Origin of the sequence: Fictibacillus sp. BK138, from assembly GCF_004216955.1 — a bacterium.
Classification (GTDB): Bacteria; Bacillota; Bacilli; order Bacillales; family Fictibacillaceae; genus Fictibacillus.
This window is the reverse complement of record NZ_SGXL01000001.1, coordinates 1,185,823-1,210,954: the sequence shown is the minus strand read 5'-3', so window position 1 is coordinate 1,210,954 and position 25,132 is coordinate 1,185,823. Positions and strand designations below refer to the sequence as shown.

General features: G+C 39.9%; 22 protein-coding genes and 1 other annotated feature. Of the genes, 2 read left to right on the top strand and 20 right to left on the bottom strand.

Going from position 1 to position 25,132, the window contains the following annotated elements; genetic code table 11:
• Nucleotides 1-60: 60 nt before the first annotated feature.
• From uvrC to zapA, 17 genes are all read right to left on the bottom strand, one after another.
• Nucleotides 61-1,812 (bottom strand): excinuclease ABC subunit UvrC, encoded by a 1,752-nt coding sequence (gene uvrC / locus EV282_RS05885; protein WP_425590201.1) that lies wholly within the window; start codon nt 1,810-1,812, stop codon nt 61-63.
• Between the two features lie 423 nt (nt 1,813-2,235).
• Nucleotides 2,236-2,976, bottom strand: a complete 741-nt coding sequence (locus EV282_RS05880) for a glycosyltransferase family 2 protein (protein WP_130294581.1) — start codon at nt 2,974-2,976, stop codon at nt 2,236-2,238.
• Between the two features lie 3 nt (nt 2,977-2,979).
• Nucleotides 2,980-4,437, bottom strand: coding sequence for an alkaline phosphatase family protein (locus EV282_RS05875; protein WP_130294579.1), 1,458 nt, complete (start codon nt 4,435-4,437; stop codon nt 2,980-2,982).
• Entirely contained in the window at nt 4,434-5,372 is a 939-nt protein-coding gene (locus tag EV282_RS05870) for a lysylphosphatidylglycerol synthase transmembrane domain-containing protein (RefSeq protein WP_165389372.1), read from the bottom strand. Before EV282_RS05870 ends, EV282_RS05875 begins: the two co-directional genes overlap by 4 nt.
• Nucleotides 5,359-6,303: an NAD-dependent epimerase/dehydratase family protein gene (locus EV282_RS05865; RefSeq protein WP_130294575.1), complete on the bottom strand. Its 945-nt coding sequence runs from the start codon at nt 6,301-6,303 to the stop codon at nt 5,359-5,361. Before EV282_RS05865 ends, EV282_RS05870 begins: the two co-directional genes overlap by 14 nt.
• Before the next feature lie 130 nt (nt 6,304-6,433).
• Nucleotides 6,434-6,745 carry a thioredoxin gene (trxA, locus tag EV282_RS05860; protein ID WP_077359253.1) on the bottom strand — a complete coding sequence of 104 codons (312 nt, stop codon included), beginning with the start codon at nt 6,743-6,745 and terminating at the stop codon, nt 6,434-6,436.
• Nucleotides 6,746-6,858: 113 nt separating this feature from the next.
• Nucleotides 6,859-7,449: a histidine phosphatase family protein gene (locus EV282_RS05855; protein WP_130294574.1), complete on the bottom strand. Its 591-nt coding sequence runs from the start codon at nt 7,447-7,449 to the stop codon at nt 6,859-6,861.
• Nucleotides 7,450-7,720: 271 nt separating this feature from the next.
• Nucleotides 7,721-8,692, bottom strand: coding sequence for an electron transfer flavoprotein subunit alpha/FixB family protein (locus EV282_RS05850; RefSeq protein WP_130294572.1), 972 nt, complete (start codon nt 8,690-8,692; stop codon nt 7,721-7,723).
• 12 nt (nt 8,693-8,704) lie between these two features.
• Nucleotides 8,705-9,475, bottom strand: coding sequence for an electron transfer flavoprotein subunit beta/FixA family protein (locus EV282_RS05845; RefSeq protein WP_130294571.1), 771 nt, complete (start codon nt 9,473-9,475; stop codon nt 8,705-8,707).
• Between the two features lie 15 nt (nt 9,476-9,490).
• Nucleotides 9,491-10,264, bottom strand: a complete 774-nt coding sequence (locus EV282_RS05840) for an enoyl-CoA hydratase (protein ID WP_130294569.1) — start codon at nt 10,262-10,264, stop codon at nt 9,491-9,493.
• A gap of 14 nt (nt 10,265-10,278) precedes the next feature.
• Nucleotides 10,279-10,887, bottom strand: coding sequence for a TetR/AcrR family transcriptional regulator (locus tag EV282_RS05835; protein ID WP_130294567.1), 609 nt, complete (start codon nt 10,885-10,887; stop codon nt 10,279-10,281).
• A gap of 318 nt (nt 10,888-11,205) precedes the next feature.
• On the bottom strand, nt 11,206-12,897 hold the full coding sequence (locus tag EV282_RS05830) for a long-chain-fatty-acid--CoA ligase (protein WP_130294565.1): 1,692 nt from the start codon (nt 12,895-12,897) through the stop codon (nt 11,206-11,208).
• 260 nt (nt 12,898-13,157) lie between these two features.
• On the bottom strand, nt 13,158-13,562 hold the full coding sequence (locus EV282_RS05825) for a DUF350 domain-containing protein (protein WP_130294563.1): 405 nt from the start codon (nt 13,560-13,562) through the stop codon (nt 13,158-13,160).
• A gap of 117 nt (nt 13,563-13,679) precedes the next feature.
• Nucleotides 13,680-16,037, bottom strand: a complete 2,358-nt coding sequence (locus tag EV282_RS05820) for an endonuclease MutS2 (RefSeq protein WP_130294561.1) — start codon at nt 16,035-16,037, stop codon at nt 13,680-13,682.
• 32 nt (nt 16,038-16,069) lie between these two features.
• Nucleotides 16,070-17,788, bottom strand: coding sequence for a DNA polymerase/3'-5' exonuclease PolX (polX, locus tag EV282_RS05815; protein WP_130296913.1), 1,719 nt, complete (start codon nt 17,786-17,788; stop codon nt 16,070-16,072).
• Nucleotides 17,789-18,081: 293 nt separating this feature from the next.
• Nucleotides 18,082-18,618 carry a CvpA family protein gene (locus tag EV282_RS05805; protein ID WP_130294557.1) on the bottom strand — a complete coding sequence of 179 codons (537 nt, stop codon included), beginning with the start codon at nt 18,616-18,618 and terminating at the stop codon, nt 18,082-18,084.
• Between the two features lies 1 nt (nt 18,619).
• Nucleotides 18,620-18,883, bottom strand: a complete 264-nt coding sequence (zapA, locus tag EV282_RS05800; RefSeq protein WP_066291524.1) for a cell division protein ZapA — start codon at nt 18,881-18,883, stop codon at nt 18,620-18,622.
• Between the two features lie 154 nt (nt 18,884-19,037).
• Between zapA and rnhC the strand changes: the two genes are divergently transcribed.
• The gene (gene rnhC / locus EV282_RS05795; RefSeq protein ID WP_130294555.1) at nt 19,038-19,982 is read left to right on the top strand and encodes a ribonuclease HIII; all 945 of its coding nucleotides are present in this window, start codon (nt 19,038-19,040) and stop codon (nt 19,980-19,982) included.
• Nucleotides 19,983-20,192: 210 nt separating this feature from the next.
• On the opposite strand, the gene pheT is transcribed toward rnhC, so the two are convergent.
• The 3 genes from pheT to EV282_RS05780 all read right to left on the bottom strand — a co-directional run bounded on the left by pheT (nt 20,193) and on the right by EV282_RS05780 (nt 24,778).
• Nucleotides 20,193-22,616, bottom strand: a complete 2,424-nt coding sequence (gene pheT / locus EV282_RS05790) for a phenylalanine--tRNA ligase subunit beta (protein WP_130294553.1) — start codon at nt 22,614-22,616, stop codon at nt 20,193-20,195.
• 18 nt (nt 22,617-22,634) lie between these two features.
• The gene (gene pheS, locus EV282_RS05785; protein ID WP_130294551.1) at nt 22,635-23,669 is read right to left on the bottom strand and encodes a phenylalanine--tRNA ligase subunit alpha; all 1,035 of its coding nucleotides are present in this window, start codon (nt 23,667-23,669) and stop codon (nt 22,635-22,637) included.
• Between the two features lie 39 nt (nt 23,670-23,708).
• Nucleotides 23,709-23,931, bottom strand: a binding site (T-box leader).
• A gap of 82 nt (nt 23,932-24,013) precedes the next feature.
• The gene (locus tag EV282_RS05780) at nt 24,014-24,778 is read right to left on the bottom strand and encodes a TrmH family RNA methyltransferase (protein ID WP_130294549.1); all 765 of its coding nucleotides are present in this window, start codon (nt 24,776-24,778) and stop codon (nt 24,014-24,016) included.
• A gap of 103 nt (nt 24,779-24,881) precedes the next feature.
• Between EV282_RS05780 and sspI the strand changes: the two genes are divergently transcribed.
• Nucleotides 24,882-25,088, top strand: coding sequence for a small acid-soluble spore protein SspI (sspI, locus tag EV282_RS05775; RefSeq protein WP_066291537.1), 207 nt, complete (start codon nt 24,882-24,884; stop codon nt 25,086-25,088).
• Nucleotides 25,089-25,132 lie beyond the last annotated feature (44 nt).

Below are 25,132 nucleotides of genomic sequence, written 5' to 3'. Positions count from 1 at the left end.
AGAAGCATGGCATATTTATAAAGTTGGTCTCATTTTAACAAAGTTACTAAATGACTGCAACTAGTCTTTTGACAAAAATGCTTTGTTTATTTCTTCTGCGACTGCTCTTGGAACTCCCGCTTCCTGGATCTCTTCTACGGTTGCCTCTTTCATTTTTTTCATTGAACCGAAATGACGGAGCAGCATCTTCTTTCTTTTTTCTCCTATCCCGGCAATTCCATCTAAAATGGACTCGAACATACTTTTTGACCGAACCTTGCGATGAAATGAAATCGCAAAACGGTGGACTTCATCCTGCACTCTTTGCAGCAAGTAAAATTCTTGACTGTTTCTCGGAAGATGGATCATCTCAGGAGGATCACCAAGCCACAATTGAGAAGTACGGTGTTTCTCATCCTTTGACAGCCCCGCAACAGGAATGAAAAGATTAAGTTCGTTTTCAAGTACATCCTGAGCAGCTGAAATCTGTCCTTTTCCTCCATCAATCAGGATTAAGCTTGGCATTTCACCTTCTTCTCTCAGCAATCTGGAATACCTTCTGCGAACTACTTCCTTCATAGAAGCATAGTCATCAGGGCCCTCTACAGATTTAATCTTATATTTTCGGTAATCCTTCTTATAAGGCTTACCGTCAACAAACACAACCATAGCTGAAACCGGATCTGTACCATGAATGTTAGAGTTATCGAAAGCTTCAATTCTGTATGGAGGGGTAATCCCCATTCTTTCACCTAAGTTTTCGACTGCTTTTATTGTTCGTGCTTCATCCTGTTCGATTAATGCAAACTTTTCGTTTAGTGCAAGAGTTGCATTTTTTGTGGCCAATTCCACAAGTTCCTTCTTTTGCCCTTTTTGAGGCTGAAGAACTTTAACATTTAGAAGCTCTTGAATCATATTAGCATCCACTTGTTTAGGCAAAAGTATTTCCTTTGGAAGCAGATGGTTTTTCTGAAGATAAAACTGGCCAATAAAGGTAAGCAGGTCTTCATGTGCCTCCCCGTAAAAAGGAAACACGGATATGTCTCTAGCAATCACCTTTCCTTGCCGAATAAAAAACACCTGAACGCACATCCAGCCTTTATCGAAATGATAACCGAACACATCTCTGTCGACTAAATCCGAAGTCATCATCTTTTGTTTTTCCATTACGGCTTCAATATGCTGGATCTGATCACGCAGCTCTTTCGCACGCTCAAAGTTTAATGCTTCAGATGCTTCAAGCATTTTTTCTGACAACTGAGACTTCACATCCTGATAACCGCCATTCAGAAACTTTATGATACCATCAACCATTTGTTTGTTCTGTTCAGCTGAAACTTCATAAACACATGGACCCAGGCATTGTCCAATATGATAATAAAGACAAACTCTTTTCGGCATCGTGTCACATTTTCTTAGCGGAAAAATACGATCCAGGAGTTTTTTCGTTTCTTGTGCAGCATATGCGTTAACAAAGGGGCCAAAATATTTTCCGCCGTCTTTCTTTATCTTTCTTGTATATAAAAGACGAGGTTGTTTTTCAGAAGTAACCTTTAAATATGGATAGCTTTTATCATCTTTTAACATGACGTTGTAACGCGGATCATGTTTTTTGATTAAATTCATCTCGAGAACTAGAGCTTCCATTTCAGTCGAAGTAACAATATATTCAAAGTCTCTGATCTCACTGACTAAACGCTGGGTTTTTCCGTCATGCGAACCAGAAAAATATGATTTCACTCTATTTTTTAATACTTTTGCTTTCCCCACATAGATTACTTTTCCAAATTCATTCTTCATTAAATAGCAGCCAGGCTGATCTGGGAGAAGCATCAATTTTTGTTTAATTGAGGTCAATATTTATCCACCCCTCTGGTGTAACTGTTATTTAATCATAATATCATAGAAAATGATTTTTTTAGTTCATTACCGCTCATCCCTTTTTTCTGATCTTGCTTTTGGATCAATTTTTCATTCACTTCATTGACAAGTTGATTGGAGTGGAAGATGCGAGACTCCTCGAAAATGGAAAATCACATTTTCTTCGTGCGATGTAATGCGGTCGTTGCCTTCCTTGTCCTGCAGGATGAGTGGGACAGGTGAGACTCCTGATAGCGCAGAGCGCTAGGAGACTTACCGCACACCCTGCGGAAAGCGAGTATCTGGAGCGGAAATTAACTACTTACATATCATTAAAGTTTTCGAAAGAAGCCTTTAAAAAAGACCTGCATCAGTAGGCAGGTCTTGAAATGGTAATCATTCATTTGTATCGTAAGAAGGATACTCTCTAATCTTTGTTACGGGTCTTCTCATTTCATTCCATATACCAGGTATCACATTTCCTAAATATTTCTTGAAAGTGATAAATGAAGTACCTGTCGTTCTCACTTTGTAGGTGATTGGAACTTCAATCATCCGAAATCCTTTTCGAACGAGGTTAAGTGTTAGTACCTGTGCATAATTGTAATCATGGATAATTTCAAAGTCTCTCATCGTTTCTCTGTTAAAAGCTCTCATGCCTGATTGGCCGTCACGAATCCATCTTTTTAATAAAAGGCATTGTAGCCATGTAAAAAAGTAATTACCTAGACGGCGATGCAATTTCATTCCTGAAATAGTCCCTAAAAACCGGGAGCCCATTGAATAATCTGCCCGGTCATCAAGCAGCGGCTGTATAAGTTCAGGGATTTCATCAGCTGGATATTCGTTATCAGCATCAATCATTACAGCAATATCTGCTCCATGTAGATAACACGATTCTAAGCCTGTTCGTACCGCTGCTCCAAGACCTTTATTTTCAGTATGAGAAATATAATAATCTGCTCCTGCTTCCAAAGAAACTTCTTTTGTTCGATCCGTACATCCATCATCAATTACCATGACTTCAACATCAACAGCTGAATGAAAATCACGGGGGATTTTACGTATAACTTCTCCGATCGAATTTTCTTCATTATAGGCAGGTAAAAAAACAATGACTTTCGTTACTTTTTTCATGTATTACATTTCCCTGCTTTCTTTGATTGCCTGCTTTAAAACTGGACCTCTGCTGTTTGCCGGAAAAGGTGCACCAAGAAGATGAGCGATAGTCGGTGCCAGAGATACCAAGCTGTGCTTTTCTTCCACTGTCATACCTTTACGAATATGAGGGCCATGCATAATGAATGGAACGAAGCGTTCGCCTTCATCCAAGTGCCCATGTCCGCCTATTCCGTCAGCTTGTCCGTGATCTGCACATATGATCAGTGTTGTATTCTCCATATGACCTTCTTTATCAAGATAATCAACAAAATCTTCAATGAGCTTGTCTGCTTCGTTAATCTTTTGAAGGTACTCATCATAGAAAACACCTCTGCTGTGTCCGGTCTGATCCGTTGCGATCATCTGGACAATAAAGAGATCAGGATTTTCTGATTCCATGATATTCCTAGCTCTCTGCATGATCGAAGGATCTGCCACATCATTTTTCATTACTGCAGTTACCGTTTCTACATCGCTTCCCATCGCATCAACCAAATGTGCGATGCCGAGGAGCTTCCCTTTTTTCCCGACTTTTCGCAGAGAATCAAAGATGCTTTCTACTTTGATGCCAAGACGCCATACCATGTTTGATGTAATCCCATGCTCCCTAGGATAAGTCCCTGTAAACATGGAAGAAAAACATACAACGGTTCTTGCAGGATAAACAGTTTCCATCTGTCGATATTCTGTACCTTCTGCTTTTAACTTATTTAGAAATGGTGTATGAGCTATTTCAAAACGATCTTTTCTCATTCCATCTACTACGATTACAATCACTTTATCTGATTTAGCTTGAATCGATTCTTTCTCAGTGAACTCCTCATATTCCGCAGGCTTCCAATCAAATAAATAACGGTGCAAAATCCAAGCAAGCAAGCCGAAACCAGCTGTCACATAAAGAACTGGGGTGTATTCCGCAAAACCTAATCCGCCATCCTTTGCCGTTTCAAATAGGTAATGCCATACTGTTAAAATCATGAGTACCTTTGGCAACTGTTCTTGGGCGTTCCCACTTGTAGAATCACTATTCTTTAATACAAGTTTCCAAAACCGAGTGAAGTTCAGCCATGTAGTGCCAATTCTCAAATGATAATAAAGAGTCCCCCAAAAGAACACGGTAAAAAAGAAGTAAACACCAGCAGCCAGCAGCCACAGCGATATGGGCGGAGCTTGCAATAATAGCAATGCTGCTATCAAAGGAATAAATAAATAATTTCTTAAAAAGAGCGGAAAATCATATAAAAAATTCAGAATAAATAATGGCAATGTTCCTGCCAGACTTAAGAAAAAGGAAAACCAAAAAGAGCTTTCACTCCATTGTCCGATAAAGAACAACAAAAAAACGCCCGTTGTAAAAATCGGAGTAAAAGGTTTTCCTTCGTTTAACAGATTCCAGCAGCGTGCAGCAACTTTTTCAAATTTTGACGCTTTCTTCATGTTTGATTAACCTCTTTCTTTTGTTTCAGCGAAAGCCAGAGCTCTCTAAAAGATATCGGTGCCCTGACGACTGTAAAAGCTCCAGTTAGAAAAGAGAAAATAAATTTAAACAGATGGCTTATAATCGCAGTCTGTAAAGCAACAGCAGGTGTAATGCCAACTGCAATCAGCGCTGATGACATCGTCGCTTCATATGTTCCTGCCCCTCCAGGTGTAAAATGAAATACCTGACCAGCGATCGTAATAGAATTCACCCAGATGCTTTCCCATACATCAGCCGATTCAGAAAAAGATATAAGAGTCCCATAAACCACAGCAGCTTCAAGGATCCAGCTGAGCGAGATGATCAATAATATACCAACTGACCGGGCCGATAAAAGTATAGAAAGCAGATTTTTAGATAAACGGTCAAGGAAGGGTACCTTCTTACGTGAAAGATATAGTATTAGAAGACCTGCAAAGATGGTTGTTATAAATAAGTAAAAATCGTGTTGAGCCAGTGAAATACCAATAAACGACCCGAACCCAATAGCGGCTGCTCCCAGTACGATTAAATCAAACATTCTCATAACGATAACCGACTCCACGATCTGTGGTTTTCCGATCTCCGACTTAATACTGCTTAAATAACCGATTCTCATAAGATCTCCAGCTTTTACAGGTAAGAGATGATTTACAAGCAAGCTATAAAACAGACCATAAAGGTAATGCCGAAAGTTTATATTTTTTGTTAAATACATCTGCCAGCCTAGTGCTCTAAGAAAAAATGCGGACAGATATCCCAAGAACATAAGTAGCAATAACATAGGAGTTCGTATGAGATTCGTTGTTCCCTCAAGAAAAAGATCCCAACTATAATAGTTCACCGTAAGCCAGACAAAGAGAATCATGAGAATGACAAAAGCAGCTATCTTTACCGTTTTAAAACCTTTCATAGCTTTTAGCCCATTCAATGGTTCGTTCAATACCCTCTGAAATTGAAATGGAAGGATTAAAATCCAGCTCTTTCTCAGCCTTGTTAATGTCGGCCCACGTTGATTGCACATCTCCTAAACGATGTGGAAGTTCAATAGTTTCGAGCTGCGGAAAAAACAAGCGGTATGTTTCAATGAGCTGTTCTATTGTAACTGGCTGTCCGCTTCCAAGATTAAAGACTTGGCTTTCTTTTGGGCGTTTCATAACGGATAGGATCCCGGTTATTATGTCATCAATAAATGTGTAATCTCGAGATGTTCCTTTAGAGAAAACAGAAATCGGCTCACCTTTTAATAATTTTTTCACGAACAGCGGAATCGCCATATCTGGTCTTCCCCACGGGCCGTATACGGTAAAAAAGCGAAGAATACTTAAATCAAAGCCGTACAGATGACGATAAGCATGGCAGAATGATTCAGCCGACCATTTGGAAGCTGCATACGGAGAAACAACTTGACCGTTCGCATCACTTTCCTTTAGTGGACGGTGCCCTTGGTTTCCATAAACTGATGAAGAAGAAGCAAAAATAACATGTTGAACATTGGTCCGTCCCGATGCATTCAAAATGTTCACTGTTGCCTTTATATCCAAGTCTATGTATTCATGAGGATTTTGTATCGATTTAGGTACTCCAGGAATTGCCGCTAAATGAATAACCGTATCAAACTTCTTATTTTCAAAGAGCTGCATAACTTTTTTTTCGTTAAGCAGATCTAGTTCAATAAATTCAAATCCAGCACCAGCCATCTTTAGCTGATCCAATTTTCTTTCACGGCTGTAATACCCATGAAAAGAATCAATTGCTGTAATCGTAAAGTTTTTGTACAAGTTTAGGGAACGAAGCAAATGGCTCCCAATAAAGCCTGCCCCACCTGTTACCAGTATGTTCACTCTGGTTCATCCTCCCCTAAAACTTTTTAATGATAATGATTTTCATTACCGATAGTATTATATCGATAATCAAATTAGGCGTCAACAGCTTACATAGAAAAAAGCCCGGAATACCGGGCTTTAACGATGCTTACTTATGCTTGTTTAAAAGTTCAACTAATGCTTCTTTTGGCTGGAAGCCTACAACTTGATCAACGACTTGGCCGTCTTTGAATACTAGAAGTGTAGGAATACTCATTACGCCATACTTTCCAGCTGTTTCTTGGTTTTCATCAACGTCAAGTTTAACAACTTTAACTTCTTCAAGCTCTTGATCTAGTTCTTCAAGGACTGGAGCGATCATTTTACAAGGTCCGCACCAAGGTGCCCAGAAATCAGCAAGTACTAAACCTTCATTCGTTTCTGTATTAAATGTTTGATCTGATGCATTAACAATAGCCATTTATTTGGCCCTCCTTTTAAATACAAAGTGTAAACAAAGTATATCCCACAAATTACACAGTTGCTAATAGTTTGCTCAACCTTATGGTACCCAAGTTTTAATCATGACAAACGTTAGTTGGTTTTTGCTACTTCTAAATGCTTTTGACAATTAAACAATTCACAAGACCATTTCTGATCCTGACGTTTAAAGATAGAAAGAGATGTGTTGTTCAATCCATACCACTTATCCGTTTTATCCTGTAAAAGGGATTTATAAATCCTAACTAAGAGTGCACCATGAGTCACGATGAGAACTTTTTGGCCTTCATGCTTCTGAACAATTTCTTGTAAGACTTCTTGCCAGCGTAGATCTGCTAACTCATTTGATTCTCTTCCAAGCTCAAGCTTAACCCAATCTTCTCCCCAGCGTTCAAGTCGTTCAGCCTCAGTTGTTCCTTCTGTATCACCGAATGAGATCTCGCGCAGTCTATCATCCGGTACAATGTCCAGTCCTGTTAATTCCTGAATCGCTTCTGCCGTTTTAAAAGCTCTTGATAACGGGCTCGCATAGATCGCATCCCATTTTTCTGCACGAAGACGCTCCGCAAGAGCTCTAGCCTGCTTTATTCCTTGTTCGTTCAATGGAATATCCATACAACCCTGTGCTCTTCTCTCGATGTTCCAATCCGTTTCACCATGGCGAATAAAAGCTATAGTCGTCACAAAAACTCCCCCTTTTTATGTAAATGAAAATTCACGGTACGTGTTCTTATTTTTATTACACGTTCGCTCAGTTTTATCGAGTTTCGCTCAAAAACGTCGTTGTACGTTCAAGATCTGCTAGCTACGCTCAAACTACCTTTCGTTTCGCTCAAAATTTCCCTTTTTCGCTCAAAGTCTCTCTTCGAGCATACTGGATCGGAAATCAACCACTTCCAATATCAACAATGCTCCGTAAAAAAACGTCCAGCGAACTGGACGTTTGATTGTTCATTTATACTAACACTTTTTTGAACTCTTCTGTTAACAAAGGAACTACTTCAAAAAGATCGCCAACAATTCCATAGTCTGCAACTGAGAAGATGCTTGCCTCCGGGTCTTTGTTGATAGCAACGATGACTTTTGAATTGGACATCCCTGCCAAGTGCTGAATGGCACCAGAGATTCCACACGCGATATACAAATCAGGCGTTACAACTTTACCTGTTTGGCCAATCTGAAGCGAGTAATCGCAATAATCTGCATCACAAGCTCCGCGGGAAGCACCAACAGCTGCACCTAGTACGTCTGCAAGTTCTTGAAGAGGCTTGAATCCATCTTCAGATTTCACTCCGCGTCCACCAGCAACGATAATCTTCGCTTCTGATAAGTCAACACCAGTAGAAGTTTTGCGTACGACTTCTTTCACGATCGTTCTAAGATCCTTAATTTCAACGGATACAGATTTCACTTCTCCAGAGCGTGATTCATCTTTCTCTAATGGCGCAATATTGTTTGGACGAATAGTAACAAAGATTAGACCATCATTGATTAATTTCTTTTCGAACGCTTTTCCGGAATATACAGGACGTGTAAACACTGTATTTTCACCGGCTTGTTCTAATCCAGTTACGTCTGAGATCAGACCAGATTCTAAACGTGCTGCAAGCCTTGGTGATAAATCTTTTCCGAGTGATGTATGTCCGAAAACAATTGCTTCCGGTGTTTCTTCATCGATGATCTGTTTCAATGCTTGATAGTAGCCGTCTGTTGTATAGTTTGCTAGCTTTTCATTTTCTGCGACTAAAACACGATCAGCTCCGTAATGAACTAATTCATTTGCAAGAGAATGTACAGAGTCGCCGCACAATACAGCAAACACTTCTCCTCCGCCTGAAATTTCTTTTGCTGCTGCTATTGCTTCGAATGATACGTTACGCAATGCACCGTCACGAGATTCTGCAAGTACTAAAACTTTTTTTGCCATGATGTCTCCCCCTTATATAACCTTTGCTTCGTTTCTAAGCAGCGATACAAGCTCTTTTACTTGATCTGCTGTGTCACCAGATAAGATTTTTCCAGCTTCCTTTTTTGGAGGAAGATAAATTTCTACTGTTTTTGTTTTAGCTTCAACATCGTCTTCATCGATATCAAGATCATCAAGTTCTAGCGTTTCAAGCGGCTTTTTCTTTGCCTTCATAATTCCTGGAAGCGATGGATAGCGCGGCTCATTCAAGCCCTGCTGTGCTGTCACTAGCAACGGAAGGGAAGTTTCAATCTTTTCAAGATCTCCTTCTACGTCGCGCTCAATATTTACAGTTGTACCGTTAATTTCAATTTTAGTTATCGTAGTAACATGAGGAATATCAAGCAATTCTGCTAAGCGTGGACCCACTTGACCAGTTCCGTTATCGATCGCTACATTTCCGCCTAAAATGATGTCATATTCTTTATCCTTAAAATATGCCGCTAAAACAGAAGAAGTGGTAAATTGGTCCTGGCTGTCTAAGTCTTCGTTTGAAATAAGCACTGCTTGATCTGCACCCATAGCCAAAGCTGTACGAAGCTCTTTCTCTGAGTCTTCATCGCCTACAGTTACAACCGTAACCGTTCCGCCATGTGCATCTTTTAATGTGATCGCTTCTTCAATTGCATACTCATCATAAGGATTGATGATGAATTCAGCACTGTCTTCGGAAATTTTATTATTTGAAACAGAGATCTTTTCTTCAGTATCAAAAGTACGTTTTAAAATAACAAAAATATTCATTATTACCCCTCCTAATTATCGGTCCTGAAATACAGGCTTTCTTTTTTCTATGAATGCTTGGATCCCCTCTTGGCCATCATGGCTCTTAAAAGCTTTTCCAAACAGTTCCTGTTCTTTTTCTGATCCCTTTTCATAGAGACCATGCTTAGCATAATTCAGTAATTCCAATGTGTATTTGATGGATACAGCACTCTTTTCTGAAAAACTCTCCGCCATTTTGTAAGCCTTTTCAAAAAGGTCTTCAGCAGGGAAGGAATCATTCGCTAATCCAAAAGATACAGCTTCTTTTCCGGATATCGGCTTACTAGACAAGAGCATCTCACATGCTTTCGGAACACCTACTAATTGAGGCAGCCTTTGCGTTCCTGCAAATCCAGGAATAAGACCTAGCGTCAGTTCAGGAAGACCAAGCTTTGCATCTTCTGCAACAAGTCTTATATGACAGCTCATTGCCAGTTCCAGACCGCCGCCCAGTGCTGCTCCGTGAATTGCAGCAATAACCGGTTTTGAAAATTGCTCAATGCGGTTAAAAACGTCCTGGCCTTTCTTGCCAAGCATCGCAAATCCTTTTTCATCAGGAACTTCCGTGAATTCTTTAATATCTGCTCCTGCTGAGAAAAAACGCCCTTCTCCAAGAATAACGACTGATTTTATCGCGTTATCATTTTCTATCTGATCCAATGCACCGTCAATTTCTTCGATCACACCGGTTGAAAGAGCATTTGCAGGGGCTCGATTTAGCTTTATAACGGCTATTTTACCTTGCTTTTCAACTTGCAGATAATTCACTATATCAATCCTCCTCAAGAAAGGTTTTCTGGCTGTGCAGATCTGACTGCAAGACCATTTACGAGCATTTGATGAACGGGACCAGAAAGAGCGGGAAGATCATATCTATGATCATTCATTACCCAGTTCGTAGCCGTTTCATCGATTGTTCCGAAAATCATCTGTCGAGCAAGCCTGTAATCCATATCTCGTACAAACACACCTTCATTCATGCCATCCGTAAGTATAGAATCTATTAGATTTAGATACCTTTTCAATACTTCTCCTATTTTGGCCCGAAGCTGTCTGTTTGTTTGGCGCAGCTCTAATTGCGTAACGATCGATAATTCGTAATCTGCCGTTAATTGCTTAAAGTGCATCTCGACAAGTGTTCTAAGTTTTTCAATAGCCGAGTCATTGCTTTTGAGCTCATTTTCTGTTTTTTCGATAAAGGTCCCCATTTTCTCATTAAAAACAGAAACAAGCAGATCTTCTTTGTTCTTAAAGTAAAGATAGATGGTGCCATCAGCGACACCTGCTTCTTTCGCTATCTTTGAGACTTGGGATTGATGATAGCCGTGTTCTGCAATGACATTAACAGCAGCATCAATTATTTTTTCATACTTTGGACCTTTTCGCTTCATAACTATCGCCTCATTTGTGTATAACACAACCATTTAAAAAATGAATGATTGTTCATTCATAATTGTAAAACAAATCTTTCTTTTCTGTCAATTTCATTATGTCATTTTTTTATCTATGTTGACAAGCAGGAAGTTTTTATAAGCCTGTTTTCAACAAACCTTGTAGCTTTTGAGAGTTGTTGATTTCGGCTCCATCACCTTGTCAACATAGTGTTTCAAGAAAATCCCATAAGAAAGAATACTTTTCCTTATGCTTGAATTCCGTAGGAGGTTCGGATCCAAAACAAAAACCGCACAATGGCGGTTTTTAATAGTGTATTAATTGTTTTGTTTTGATTTTTCTCGTTCCTCTTCAAGAAGGACTCTTCTTAGAATTTTTCCTACCATGGTTTTAGGCAGTTCATCTCTAAATTCATAGAGTCTTGGTACTTTAAATGATGCCAGATGTTCTCGGCAATATTTGTTCAGTTCTTCTTCTGTACACTCCGCGCCTTCTTTCAGCACAACAAAAGCTTTTACGGTTTCTCCCCGATATTCATCAGGTACACCAACGACCACTGCTTCTTTAACACTATCATGCTCGTATAATACCTCTTCGACTTCACGAGGATAAATGTTAAAGCCACCAGCAATGATCAGGTCTTTCTTTCGGTCAACAATGTAAAAGTAACCTCTTTCATCCATATAGCCCATATCACCAGTTATAAGCCAGTCATCTCTAAAAACAGAAGCTGTTTCTTCAGGCTGATTCCAGTACCCTTTCATGACTTGGGGACCTCTTACTGCCAGTTCGCCAACCTCACCTGGCTCTGCCCATTCACCAGTTTCGGCAGATATAATAGCTGCTTCCGTATTCGGCCAAGGCAGGCCGATACTTCCCCTTACTTGCTCTCCATAGATTAAATTTGCATGAGTTACTGGTGAAGCTTCAGTGAGACCATATCCTTCAACTAATGAACCCGAAATAACCGCTTGAAATTTTTCTTGAACCTCAAGAGGCAAAGCTGCTGAACCACTTATACAAGCCTGGATAGAAGAGAGGTCATATTTCTTTAAGTCAGGATGGTTCAGAAGTGCAATATACATGGTCGGAGCACCAGGAAATAGCGTTGGTCGCTCTTTATGAATCGTTTTTAAAACTTGTGCCGGATCGAATCGTGGAAGGATAATCATCTGGGCCTTCGTTATGATTCCTAAATTCATCACACATGTCATCCCATACACATGGAAGAACGGCAGAGCCCCAAGGATCTTCTCTTTTCCATCACGATTCTTATACATCCACGCGTTACACTGCAAAGCGTTGACGACCAGGTTTTGGTGTGTAAGCATCACACCTTTCGCTGGTCCTGTCGTACCGCCCGTATATTGCAATAATGCCAGATCATCATCAGGAGAGATGTTGACCTCCGGCTTGATAGGTTTTGAGCGCTTAAGCAGTTCTGTGAAAGAATGAACTTCATGATTATAAGAAATGTTTACAATAACCGTTGGATTTTGCCTTTTTTGCACAAACGGGTAAATCAGGTTTTTGGGAAATGGCAAATAATCCTTGATACCTGTTATTATAACGTGCTCAACATTCGTATCATTCCTTACAGCAGATATTCTTCCAAAGAGCAGATCCAAACTGACGATTACCTTTGCTCCGCTGTCAGAAAGCTGATGGCGCAGCTCTCTTTCCGTATAAAGCGGGTTCGTCTGGACAACTATTCCACCTAAGAACAATGTACCGTAATAAGCAATTACTGCCTGCGGACAGTTTGGCAGCATGATCGCTACACGGTCCCCTTTTTTCACTCCTAATGCTGAAAGTGAATGGGCAAACCGCAAAGAGCTCTCATACAGTTCGCCGAACGTTAATGTCTTGCCTAAAAAATGAACAGCAGTATTGTCTTTTTTCTGTTCTGCTGCTTCTTCTAAATACGCGAATAAAGGTTTGCTGTCGTAATCAAGATGTCCCGGAATTTCACTTGGGTAACTGTTAAGCCACCTTCTTTCCACTTGCATCTCCTCCTTTAATTCACGCCTTCCTTCAAAAATTTCTATATCTTTATTCCTATTATATTGAAAACGTATACAATTTTATATACTTTTTTAAAAATTATAAATAATCGGTAAAATTTATCCAAAAAAAATCCAGACCCCCTATAGAAAGGTCTGGATTTTAATCATGTAAAAAATAATAAATAAACAAAACCTGCCGCAATAAATACGCCGCTTAGAACAAAAAGTACTTTAAATAACGTTTCCATATTTTATCCCTTCAATTATTCAATGCCTTCACCAATAACAAATGACAGACCGACCGAGATAACCATTGAAATAAAACCTACAGCTCTGTTGTCATTTTCAATTTCTTTATCAATCTGAAATTTAGGCGTTAAAAATTCATAAATAAAATAACCGATCAAAAGCAAAATGAATCCAAATATTCCCCACATGACCATCATCAGCAATGAGTCGTTCTGAGCAATCGAATATCTAAAAATATTGGCGATCCCAAAAATCTTACCGCCTGTTGCCATTGCAACTGAAAGATTTCCTTTTTTAATTTCTACCCAGTTCTTATAGCGGGTCACAAGTTCGAATACAGCTAAGAACAAGACGAGACAAAGAACTACAACGCTATAGTTTGCAGCTGTTTTTAAAAAAGCGTTCTGCATAAAATCCATCGGCAATTCCCCTTTGTAGATGGCTTGATAATTGATCTATCCTTATAGTAAAGGCTGGTCCGCAAACTTTGTTGCCCTGAAAGTAGTTGATTTCCGTTACAGGATGATGGCTTTGGATTACTTTAAAACGGCTACTGTTACTCCGCCTCCGCCTTCACCAGCGGCACCCATTCTTGTAGATTTAACATTGCGATGTGATTTTAATAGCTCTTGTACGCCTTTACGAAGCGCTCCAGTTCCTTTTCCATGAATGATATACACTTGGTTAAAACCTGCCATCATGGCTTCGTCTAAATACCTGTCAACCTCAAGCATCGCGTCTTCATACCTCTTACCTCTTAAGTCCAGTTCTGGACGTGAAGAATCATTGGAACCTGTTACTTTTACAAATGAGCGCGGTTCAGGTTTTGGTTTGGATTCTTTAATCCATTCCAGATCACGTTCTGACACATTCATTTTTAAGATACCTATTTGCACTTGATACTCGCTGCTGCTGACTTTTTCAACGATGTGACCTTTTTGACCAACACTCAACACTCTTACTTCATCACCAGGTATATATTCTTTCTTAGTGGACGCAGCTTTTGGTTTCTTGTTTTTTGATTTTGATTTCGGAACGGCTTCTTCCAATCTCTTTTTTGCCTCAATCAATTTATGCTCTTTGATCTGCCCGCCTGATTTTTGAAGTTCACGAATCTCAACAATGATCTCTTCAGCTGTTTCACGGGCTTTTTCAACAGCTCGTTCTGCTTCTTCTTTTGCCTTATGATACAGCCGCTCTTTCTCATTTTGATAAAGCTCTAACTCGCGTTCAAGATCAGCTTTGATCGCTTCAGCTTCTTTTCTTTTACGTTCAGCTTCCTGCATTTCTTTTTCTGCTTGTTTCCGGTTATCTTCAAGTGATCGTATCATATTGTCAATTTTATTTTCGTCTTCGCTGATCTGGGATCTAGCTGAATCGATTATATCTTGACGCAACCCGAGTCTTTTCGAAATTTCGAAAGCATTACTTCGTCCAGGAACGCCTACTAAAAGCCTGTATGTTGGACGCAGTGTCTGTACGTCAAACTCTACTGAGGCATTCATGACGCCTTCACGGTTGTAAGCATAGGCTTTCAATTCACTGTAATGTGTTGTTGCTACAACACGAGCTCCTCTTGCAAATACAAAATCCAGAATAGAAATCGCAAGTGCTGCACCTTCTTGCGGATCGGTTCCTGCACCGAGTTCGTCGAATAGGACAAGAGATTCATAATCCAGCTTGTTTAAGATATCAACAATATTAACCATATGGGATGAAAATGTACTCAATGATTGTTCGATCGACTGCTCATCACCGATATCTGCAAAAATAGTTTTAAAGACAGCCATCTCAGATTCTTCTTGTGCTGGAATCTGCAATCCGCATTGGGCCATTAATGTAAGAAGACCAATCGTTTTTAAAGTAACGGTCTTCCCTCCTGTATTTGGACCCGTGATAACAAGAGATTGATACTCTCCTCCAAGCTTCACACTCGTTGGAACTACTGTCTCCTGATCCAGCAGCGGATGTCTTCCGTTATAAAGAGCAATGAATCCTTTATCATTCATAATCGGTCTCGTACATTTAAGTTCATTTGCAAAACGCGCTTTGGCTAAAATAAAATCTACTTCTGCCAAAACATCCACGTTCAAGAGGATATCATCAGCTGTTTCAGCAACTTGTGCTGTGAGTTCTCTTAATATCTTCTCTATTTCACGTGTTTCTTTTGCTTTTGCTTCTTTCACCTGATTATTGATGGTTACTACTGATTGCGGTTCAATGAAAAGGGTAGCACCGCTGGCAGACTGGTCATGAACCATTCCGCCAAAGTTTCCTCTATACTCTTGTTTAACAGGAATAACAAATCTATCATTACGAATCGTTATGATAGAATCAGACAGCATCTTTTGATAGCTTGAAGATCTAACGATTGATTCAAGCTTTTCTCTGACTCTAGCTTCGAAAGTACGGAGCTGCTGGCGTATTGTTCTTAGTTCTGCGCTCGCACTATCCATCATATTTCCGTGGTCATCTATGCAATTTTTAATAGACTGTTCAACTTCCTGCAATGGGATGATCTGTTCAGCAGCAGATTTCAAGATGCGAAGTTCGATGCCATCTTCCACTAACCCCTCTATAAAACGTTTAAATCTTCTGCCGCCATATAGAGTTGACGCGATATCCATCAAGTCTTCCTCGTTTAAAAGACTCCCTATTTTTGAACGTTTTACGTTTGAACGAATATCAAATATCCCGCCGAAAGGAACCTGCCCTCTTAGACGCAGTACCTTTACCCCTTCATCTGTTGCTTCTTGTGCAGCGTTCACTTCTTCCAGTTCTGTTAAAGGGACAAGAGCTTCGATCTTATTTACTCCTAATGAACAGCTTGCATGCTTCTTTAATCTTTCAATTACTTTTTTTAATTCTAAGACTCGCAACATTTTTTCTTGCATGTTAAACTTCCTCCTGATCCGAGGATATAGAGCTATTTTTTACGGTTTAAATAGGTTTCAAATTCTTTCAAAGTCATCGTATTAATCACAGAACTTTTTTTAATAAAACCTTTTCGCGCTACCGCAGCCCCTATCTCCATATGTTTCATCGTTTCTTTGTAATGCGCATCCGTATTAATCGCAATCTTCACACCGAGGTCCTGCGCTTTTCTTAACCAGTCTGGCGATAGATCCAGTCTGTTTGGGTTAGCATTCAATTCTATTGCGGTATCTGTTTCATAGGCGAGCTGAAGCAGCATATCCACATCAACATCGTACCCTGTTCTTCGGCCGATCAGGCGCCCCGTCGGATGAGCGATTAAATCTACCTTTTTATGATCGAGAGCCGTTTTTAAACGTTTCATAATCTTTTTCTGATCCTGTGAAAAAGCTGAATGGATACTCGCAATAACAAAATCCATCTCATCTAGAAGATCATCATCATAGTCTAGTGTACCATCTGGCAATATATCCATTTCAATGCCGGCAAATATTTTGAAGTCCTTATATTTTTCGTTCAGTTTATCGATCTCTTTCCGCTGCATGCGGATTCTCTCGGGAGTAAGTCCGTTGGCTACTCGAAGATATTGTGAATGGTCCGTTATAGCCATGAACTCATACCCAAGGCTCCTCGCCTCTTCAGCCATCTCCTCTATCGAGAATGCGCCGTCACTCCAAGTGGAATGCAGATGCAGGTCTCCCTTAATATCCGATAATTGAACAAACTCATAATCTTCTGCCAGAAGTTCAATTTCTTCACCAGTTTCTCTCGCTTCAGGCGGTATCCAATTCAACCCGAAGTATTCGTAAAATTCTTCTTCAGTTTCAAACGTTCGAACTTCACCAGTCTCTGTATTTTCAACACCATATTCGCTAATCTTTTCTCCTCTGGTTTTAGCCAACTGCCTCATTTTGACGTTGTGTTCCATTGAACCTGTAAAATGATGCAGTGTCGTTGCGAATTGCTCGGGTTCAACGATTCTAAAGTCTACTGAAACAGCCATCTTCTCTCCTAATACGAGGGAAACCTTCGTATCACCGCTTGCAATGACATCCGTAACTCCTTGCAAGTTTAATAGCTGTTCCTTCACTTTTCCTGGATTTTTTGAAGAGATAATGAAATCAAGATCTTTAATCGTTTCCCTGTATCTTCTTAGACTGCCTGCTCTTGAGAATTTTTCAATATGCCTCATCTCTTCCAACTGAGACTCAATACTTTCAGCTATTGGAAGCATATAAGCGATCGGCAGCCTTTCAGGTCTCTTTCCGATATCGTCTAATGATGAAAGGATCTTCTCTTCTGTCTTTGCTCCAAATCCGGCAAGTTCTCTTACTTTCCCGGCAGTACACGCTTCTTTTAGCATTTCAATATTTGTTACGCCCAGTTCTGAGTAAAGTTTCGCAATCTTTTTTCCGCCCAAGTTTGGAACTTGTAATAATGTAATAAGTTCAGAAGGTACTTTTTCCTGAAGTTCAATAAGTAGTTCAGATTCACCTTTATCCATCATTTCGATAATAACTGCAGCCGTTCCTTTACCAATGCCTTTTATTTTCGAAACATCTTCTATTTGATCCATCGTTCGCTCATCACCTTCAAGAGCATTCGCTGCTTTTCGGTAAGCGGAAACTTTAAAAGAATTTTCTCCTAGAATCTCGAGATAAAGAGCAATCTGTTCTAAAGCACGTACAATTTCTTTTTTATTAGCCATAATGTACTCCTTTTCTATCATTCTCGATTTATTTAATAGACTCTTTTATAAGGATTGTTGCTTTTTGGATGTTTTCTTCTTTTCTTCCTATGCAAGTTGATAGGAGCGCAAGGTGCGAGACTCCTACGGGACGAGCGGTCAGGTGGAGACTCCTAATGGCGCAAAGCGGCAGGAGGCTCACCGCACGCCCCGTGGAAAGCGAGCAACCTGGAGCGGAAATCAACTACTATCGAAGAGCAACAATGTATACGAAAACAGCCATTTAATAAAAAAACTTCTCCAAGGAGGGAGAAGTTTTACGCCATATGTTTCATCCACATTTCCTTAACTGACTCAGAAAATACGGGGGTGTTTTTGACCATTCCCTGTGCGATCCATGAATTATCATAATGCGCCTGAAATGATTCGATAGGCACTAATGTTGCGATATACAGTAAAATAAATACGATCAGATAAACTTCTACAAAACCCAGAAGTCCGCCAAGCCATCTGTTTGCAGTATGCAGAATCGGCAAATGTGCCAGAAAATCCAGCATAGAGCCTAAAATTTGAAGAATGATTTTTGTTGCAAAGAACAAAATAGCAAAAGCGATCGCATTGTAATAGGCCTGCTCAAGGGAGATGCTATTAAGCAATAAAGAGGCAGAACCATCATTAGAAGATGGATAAGGAATCCATAGCTCAAGCTTTGGAGCGAGATCATCATAATACAGATAAGCAACGATGTAAGCTGCGATAAAGCCTACTAAGTGTACGAGTTGCATAATAAACCCGCGTTTTAATCCGATCAAAAAACCACCTAATAATAAGATAAACAGAATTAAATCCAGCATGTTAACTTTCCTCTTTTCCAATTCTTTGTTGCAATTTTTTCAGCTCTTCTTTAATCTTTAAATATTCACTCATTGTATTTACCGCTGTTAGTACAGCGAGTTGTTTCGAATCAAGAAACCGATTATGAGATTGAATTTCTCTCATTTTCAAATCTACTTTATCAGCTACTAAATGAATGTGGCTGGAAGGTTCGGTCCCTGCAATTACATAACGTTGTCCATAGATCTCGACCGTCGTACGGTTTTTATTTTTGTCTTCCGCCACGAAAAAACCTCCTTGTCATAAAAAGGATCGATCATTAGATGAATACTCTAATCTACATCTTATCAAATATCTTACATAGTTGAAAATATTTCTGTTCATTTCTAGAGAAATTTTGATATATTTGGAAATTTTATAAATTTAGGGGGCATTTATTATGGCTCATGTTGTAAAAAAAATGACGAATACCGAAATCTTAGCCATGAAAAAAGATTTGGCACATGCCGTTCTGGAGAAAACTCCGCCTGGTGCTGTCTTTTCTGCAAAACTTCCAGATTGTACAGTAACAGCTTACAATTCGGGGAAAGTACTGTTCCAAGGTAAAGGAGCAGAAGAAGCTTCTCAAAAATTTTCAGGTCAAGTCTCACCATCTAAAGTAAAAAGCAAAACAACTAAACCGCCTCATCGTTATGCACCGCCTCAAAATGCTGCAGAATTATCGATGATAGGCAGCGATGAGGTTGGCACAGGTGATTATTTCGGACCGATGACAGTTGCAGCAGCATATGTATCACGAGACCAGCTTGAACTGGTAAGGGAACTTGGTGTCAAGGATTCCAAGCATTTAAACGATAAACAGATCGTTCAGATTGCGAAAGAACTTATTCACACTGTACCCTACTCCCTCCTTGTACTTAATAATGAAAAATATAATGAGCTTCAGCAAAAAGGGATGACTCAAGGGAAAATAAAAGCGATCTTGCATAATCGCGCTCTTCAAAATGTAAAAGCTAAAATAGAAGGCGAAGAGATCGATGGGATATTAGTGGATCAGTTTTGCGAACCGGGCGTTTATTTTAATTACTTAACGAAAGAGAAAAACCTTTTAAAAGAGGGTATCTTTTTTGCTACAAAAGGTGAATCAATCCATATCGCAGTGGCTGCTGCCTCAATATTAGCTAGATACAGTTTTTTAAAGGAGATGGATAAACTCGGAGCACGCTTTAACACTGTTATCCCAAAAGGCGCCGGACCTCACGTTGATGTGAAAGCGGCTGAACTAGCAGAAAAGTTCGGAGAATCCTTTTTTGATACAGCAACAAAAAAACATTTTGCAAACACTCAAAAGGCGTTGAATCTATTGAAGAAAAAGCGATCTTAGTTATGGTTTGAGCGAAGAACGGTATAGTATGAGCGTAACTGAAAGATTTTGAGCGTAGCTAAGCAATTTTGAGCGCTGCTCGAAGATTCTGAGCGTAACCGGGTATCTTTTGAGCGAACGTGTAATAAATAAAAAAACACGTACCGTAAATTGAATACTAGATCAAATAAAAACTGGCTTGCATGAAAGCAAGCCAGTTTCTTTTTACGTTTATTTTCTTAACTGCGCTCCAAAGTGTTCTTCTAAACTTTTTAAAACGCGATTGTGTGCAGTTACAACTTCTTCGTCAGTTAGTGTACGTTCGGGATCAAAATATTTTAAGGAGAAAGCAAGTGATTTCTTTCCTTCTTCCATCTTCTCTCCTTGATACAGATCAAAAAGATTCACTTCTTTTAGCAATTCACCGCCAGCAGCTTGAATTACTGTGAACAGATCGCCTGCAGGCAAGTCTTGATCAACGACCAAAGCGATGTCGCGAGTGATTGAAGGGTAACGCGGCAACGTCTGGTAGACCATTTGCTCTGTTTCTGCATCGATCAGACTCGTTGCGTTCAGCTCGAATACGTAAGTGTCTTTTAGATCAAGTTCTTTTTGCAGTGCTGGATGAAGCTGACCAACAAGCCCAACAGGAATACCGTCTAGTTTTACTACTGCAGTTCTTCCAGGATGCATGTTTTCAATTTCACCAGACTCATACGTAATACGTTCAGAAAGATTCAATTCACTCATTAGTCCTTCTAAGATTCCTTTTAACACATAGAAGTCTACTGCTTTTCTTTCACCTTGCCACAAGTGTTCGTTGAATACACCTGTTACAGCACCTGAAACAAACACGTATTCTTCTGGAAGATCGTTTAATACTTCTTGGCGATTAATGAAAACTGAGCCCATTTCATATACAGCCAGATCCTCCATAGAGCGATTCTGGTTATATTGAAGCACTTCCAGAAGCTGCGGCAATAAACTCATACGCAAAGTGCTTCGCTCTTCACTCATCGGGTGAGCAACTGAGATCGGGTAGACAGCATCCTCCGTATATGAGAAATGCGTAGACTTTTCCGGTGTTGTCAAAGCATAAGTTACTGCCTGATAAAGGCCAGCACCTTCTAAATATTTGCGGATCTCACGGCGCTTAGCCTGGCTTACTGTTAAGCCACCAGGACGAGCTTCCGATAAAAGGTAAGTCGTAGGGATACGATCGTAACCATAAATACGGCCGACTTCTTCAATTAAATCAGCCTCGATTGTAATATCAGGTCTTCTAGTTGGAACAACAACATCAAATATGCCATCCAACTCTTTGTACGAAAAGCCGAGACGATCAAGAATAGCAGAAGTTTGTTCAGATGAGATAGTCGTTCCAAGCAGATTGTTCATTCTGGAAACATCCATTTTTACAGAATACGTGTTCACTTCGCGTTTTCCGGCTTCTACGATTCCTTCTGCTACTTTACCGCCAGCTAGTTCAGCCATTAACCCTGCTGCTCGTTTCGCTGCAGCATATACACGATTGCGGTCGATTCCTTTTTCATATCTTGAACTTGCTTCACTTCGTAAGCCCAGATCTTTTGAAGCTGCTCTCACACGGCTTGAAGCAAAGTATGCAGCTTCCAGTAACACGTTCGTTGTATCATTTTGCACTTCACTCGTTGCTCCACCCATAACACCTGCAACTGCAATTGGCTCCTTACCATTTGTAATCACTAAGTGAGTGTCTTTCAACGAGCGGTCCTGATCATCAAGTGTCTGAATCTTTTCACCTTCTGCAGCTCGGCGAACAACAATCTCCTTTGAGCCTAGACGGTTATAGTCAAATGCGTGAAGCGGCTGACCATACTCAAGAAGAACGTAGTTTGTAATATCAACAATATTATTGATCGGACGGATTCCTGACGCCATTAAACGATTCTGCATCCATAATGGAGATGGTCCGATTTTAACATCACGAATGATCATCGCCCCATAATAAGGATTATCTTCTAATGATTCAATGCTGACAGAGATAAAATCTTCAGCTTTTTCTTCAGAAGTCGCGATCGTTGTATCTGGAAGTTTAACATCTTGTTCTAAAATAGCGGCTACTTCATAAGCAACTCCTAAAACGTTAAGGCAATCTGCGCGGTTTGGTGTAAGACCAAGCTCCAGCACATGATCATTCAAGTTTAAATATTCCAATGCATCGCTTCCTGGCTCTGCATCAGACGGCATCACAAAGATTCCTGAAGAATATTCTTTCGGAACAAGCTTTGTGTCAACTCCTAGCTCCTGCAGTGAACAGATCATACCAAGGGATTCCTCACCGCGAAGCTTTGCTTTTTTAATTTTGAAGTTTCCAGGCAAAACTGCTCCAGGAACTGCAACTGCTACCTTTTGTCCTTCTGCAACATTCGGTGCGCCGCAAACGATCTGAGAAACTTCCCCTTGCCCGATATCAACTTTACAGACTCTCAGCTTATCAGCGTTTGGATGTTGAATACACTCTTGTACATACCCGACAACAACACCGCTGATTCCTTTATTCAAGGATTCAACCATTTCAACTTCGATACCGCTCTTCGTTATTTTATCCGCTAGCTCAGACGGACTGATTTCTACATTTACATACTCTTTTAGCCAGTTATAAGAAATTAGCATCAAATTTCCCCTCCCTAATTATGCATTTTTGAATTGTTTTAAGAACCGGATATCATTCGCATAAAAATGGCGGATATCATCTATGCCGTATTTAAGCATTGCGATTCGCTCAGGCCCCATACCAAATGCAAAGCCTGTGTACTTCTTAGAATCAAAACCAGCCATATCTAGAACGTTCGGATGAACCATTCCTGCTCCTAAAATTTCAATCCAGCCTGTCTGTTTACAGATTGAACATCCTTTCCCGCTGCATTTAAAACAAGAAATGTCCATTTCAACAGACGGTTCTGTAAACGGGAAGAAGCTAGGTCGCAAACGAATTTTGCGGTCTTCACCAAACATCTTTTTAGCGAACGTTTCCAGAACACCTTTTAAGTCACTTAAACGCACGTTCTGGTCAACCACAAGTCCTTCAATCTGCATGAACTGATGAGAATGTGTTGCGTCATCATTATCTCTTCGGTAAACCTTTCCTGGAGAGATGATTTTCACAGGACCTTGACCTTCATGCTTTTCCATCGTACGAGCTTGAACCGGTGAAGTCTGTGTTCTAAGTAAGATGTCTTCCGTTATAAAGAAAGAATCTTGCATGTCTCGAGCCGGATGTCCTTTAGGAAGATTGAGAGCTTCGAAATTATAATAATCGGTCTCAACTTCTGGTCCTTCTGCAATCGTAAAGCCCATACTTAGGAACAAGTCCTCAATTTCGGTTACAACTGCTGTCAGCGGATGTGCATTCCCTTGTTTTACAGGTCTTCCAGGTAAAGAAACGTCAATTGTTTCCTTAGCCAGCTTCTCAGTAATCGCAGCATTTTCTAATTCTGTCTGCTTCTTATCTAGTTCAAGCTGAATACTGTCACGCACTTCATTCGCATACGCACCAATAACAGGTCTTTCTTCTGCCGACAATTTACCCATTCCCTTTAAAACTTCAGTAATGGGTCCTTTTTTTCCTAGGTATGCTACCTTAACAGCTTGAAGATCTTTCAAATCATGACTTTGATTGATTTTTTCGATCGCTTCGACTTTTAATGCTTCTAAACGGTCTTTCAAGTACAACCCCTCCTTAAAAATATAAAAACTCCTCATCCAATAAGGGACGAGGAGTTCGCGGTACCACCCAATTTAACAATGAAAATACACTGTTCACTTCATTTTAATAACGGCTCTTCACCGGCCAGCCCTACTCCATAATGTTCAGGTGGCAACTCAGGAGTGAATTCAATAATACCTACCAAAGAAATGCTTACAGTCCAGGACATTTCCTCCCTTTTTGGCGGAATGATTATCTACTCTTCTCCATCAGTGTTTTTTTATCTATTCATCTTCGTCTTTTTACATTATATATGAACAAAATCAAGAATTGCAATGAATCTCAGTATAAAAACAAGAAAACATCATCGTTTTCGCTGAAGTTCATAAAGAAGAATACCCGTCGCGACAGAAACGTTAAGGGATTCTGCTTGACCAAAGATTGGAATCTTCACATTAAACGAGGATTCTTCTTGAAATTTTGTTTGTACACCTGATCCTTCATTTCCCATAATCAATGCGAACCCTTCCATTTCAGGCAGTTCTCTCATATCAACTGCCTCTTTCAGGGATGTTGAAACCACAGGAATATCTTCAGCTTTACATTCCGTTATGATTTCTTTTAGATCTGCTTTTATGATCGGCAGATGAAATAGCGATCCTTGAGTAGAACGGACTGTCTTCCCATTATAAAGATCTGCCGTACCTTCTCCTAAGAAAACCCCATCAAGTCCTGCACTGTCTGCCGTACGAATAATCGTTCCTAAGTTCCCTGGATCTTGAACACCATCAATCAGTAAATAGCGACCATTTCTTTTGATTCTTTCTTCGGGCTGTTCCGTCATCTCACACACAGCAATAATACCTTGAGGCTTTTCTGTTTCAGAAAGCTGTTTCATTAATTTTGCCGGGACAGACCACAACGTGAATTTCTCTTTGAGCCATTCCTCTTTAACCATAAAGTTCTCTTCAATAATAACATGCTGAAGCTTTGCACCAGAAGAAATTGCTTCTTCAATAAGATGAGGTCCTTCCAGCAGGAAAGTACCTGTTTTTTCTCTTTCTTTTCTTGTATGCAATTTTTTCCATTGCTTTAACGAAGCGTTGGAGTCAGATTCGATGTGTTTCATAATAAGTACTCCTTTAAATCATAAAAATTTATTAAATTTTTCATAAAACAAGTTCAGAACGTGCACAATAAAAAAAGAAAAATATTAACAGAGGTGCTTATCCATGAATCTTGATTTGAGAAAAGCTGTATTGCATAACGTTACTGGCAACAATAAAGAACAATTACAAGATACAATCGTAGATGCCATCGAGAGCGGCGAAGAAAAAATGCTTCCTGGTCTTGGTGTCCTATTCGAAGTAATCTGGAAAAATTCAGACGAACAAAAGAAGGAAGAAATTTTAACGACTTTATCAAACGGCTTAAAATAGAACCCGGTCTTTCCGGGTTTTTTTTATTTGTTAAATAATGAAAC

What these genes read in the sequence shown, in the direction of transcription:
- EV282_RS05870 (WP_165389372.1), bottom strand. Translation starts at nt 5,372, where the DNA reads ATGAAAGGTTTTAAAACGGTAAAGATAGCTGCTTTTGTCATTCTCATG.
- EV282_RS05830 (WP_130294565.1), bottom strand. Translation starts at nt 12,897, where the DNA reads ATGCAAGTGGAAAGAAGGTGGCTTAACAGTTACCCAAGTGAAATTCCG.
- EV282_RS05880 (WP_130294581.1), bottom strand. Translation starts at nt 2,976, where the DNA reads ATGAAAAAAGTAACGAAAGTCATTGTTTTTTTACCTGCCTATAATGAA.
- EV282_RS05875 (WP_130294579.1), bottom strand. Translation starts at nt 4,437, where the DNA reads ATGAAGAAAGCGTCAAAATTTGAAAAAGTTGCTGCACGCTGCTGGAAT.
- EV282_RS05845 (WP_130294571.1), bottom strand. Translation starts at nt 9,475, where the DNA reads ATGAATATTTTTGTTATTTTAAAACGTACTTTTGATACTGAAGAAAAG.
- pheT (WP_130294553.1), bottom strand. Translation starts at nt 22,616, where the DNA reads ATGCTAATTTCTTATAACTGGCTAAAAGAGTATGTAAATGTAGAAATC.
- EV282_RS05805 (WP_130294557.1), bottom strand. Translation starts at nt 18,618, where the DNA reads ATGCTGGATTTAATTCTGTTTATCTTATTATTAGGTGGTTTTTTGATC.
- uvrC (WP_425590201.1), bottom strand. Translation starts at nt 1,812, where the DNA reads ATGCTTCTCCCAGATCAGCCTGGCTGCTATTTAATGAAGAATGAATTT.
- trxA (WP_077359253.1), bottom strand. Translation starts at nt 6,745, where the DNA reads ATGGCTATTGTTAATGCATCAGATCAAACATTTAATACAGAAACGAAT.
- EV282_RS05820 (WP_130294561.1), bottom strand. Translation starts at nt 16,037, where the DNA reads ATGCAAGAAAAAATGTTGCGAGTCTTAGAATTAAAAAAAGTAATTGAA.
- EV282_RS05850 (WP_130294572.1), bottom strand. Translation starts at nt 8,692, where the DNA reads ATGGCAAAAAAAGTTTTAGTACTTGCAGAATCTCGTGACGGTGCATTG.
- EV282_RS05780 (WP_130294549.1), bottom strand. Translation starts at nt 24,778, where the DNA reads ATGAAACACATCGAATCTGACTCCAACGCTTCGTTAAAGCAATGGAAA.
- EV282_RS05835 (WP_130294567.1), bottom strand. Translation starts at nt 10,887, where the DNA reads ATGAAGCGAAAAGGTCCAAAGTATGAAAAAATAATTGATGCTGCTGTT.
- rnhC (WP_130294555.1), top strand. Translation starts at nt 19,038, where the DNA reads ATGGCTCATGTTGTAAAAAAAATGACGAATACCGAAATCTTAGCCATG.
- EV282_RS05825 (WP_130294563.1), bottom strand. Translation starts at nt 13,562, where the DNA reads ATGGATTTTATGCAGAACGCTTTTTTAAAAACAGCTGCAAACTATAGC.
- sspI (WP_066291537.1), top strand. Translation starts at nt 24,882, where the DNA reads ATGAATCTTGATTTGAGAAAAGCTGTATTGCATAACGTTACTGGCAAC.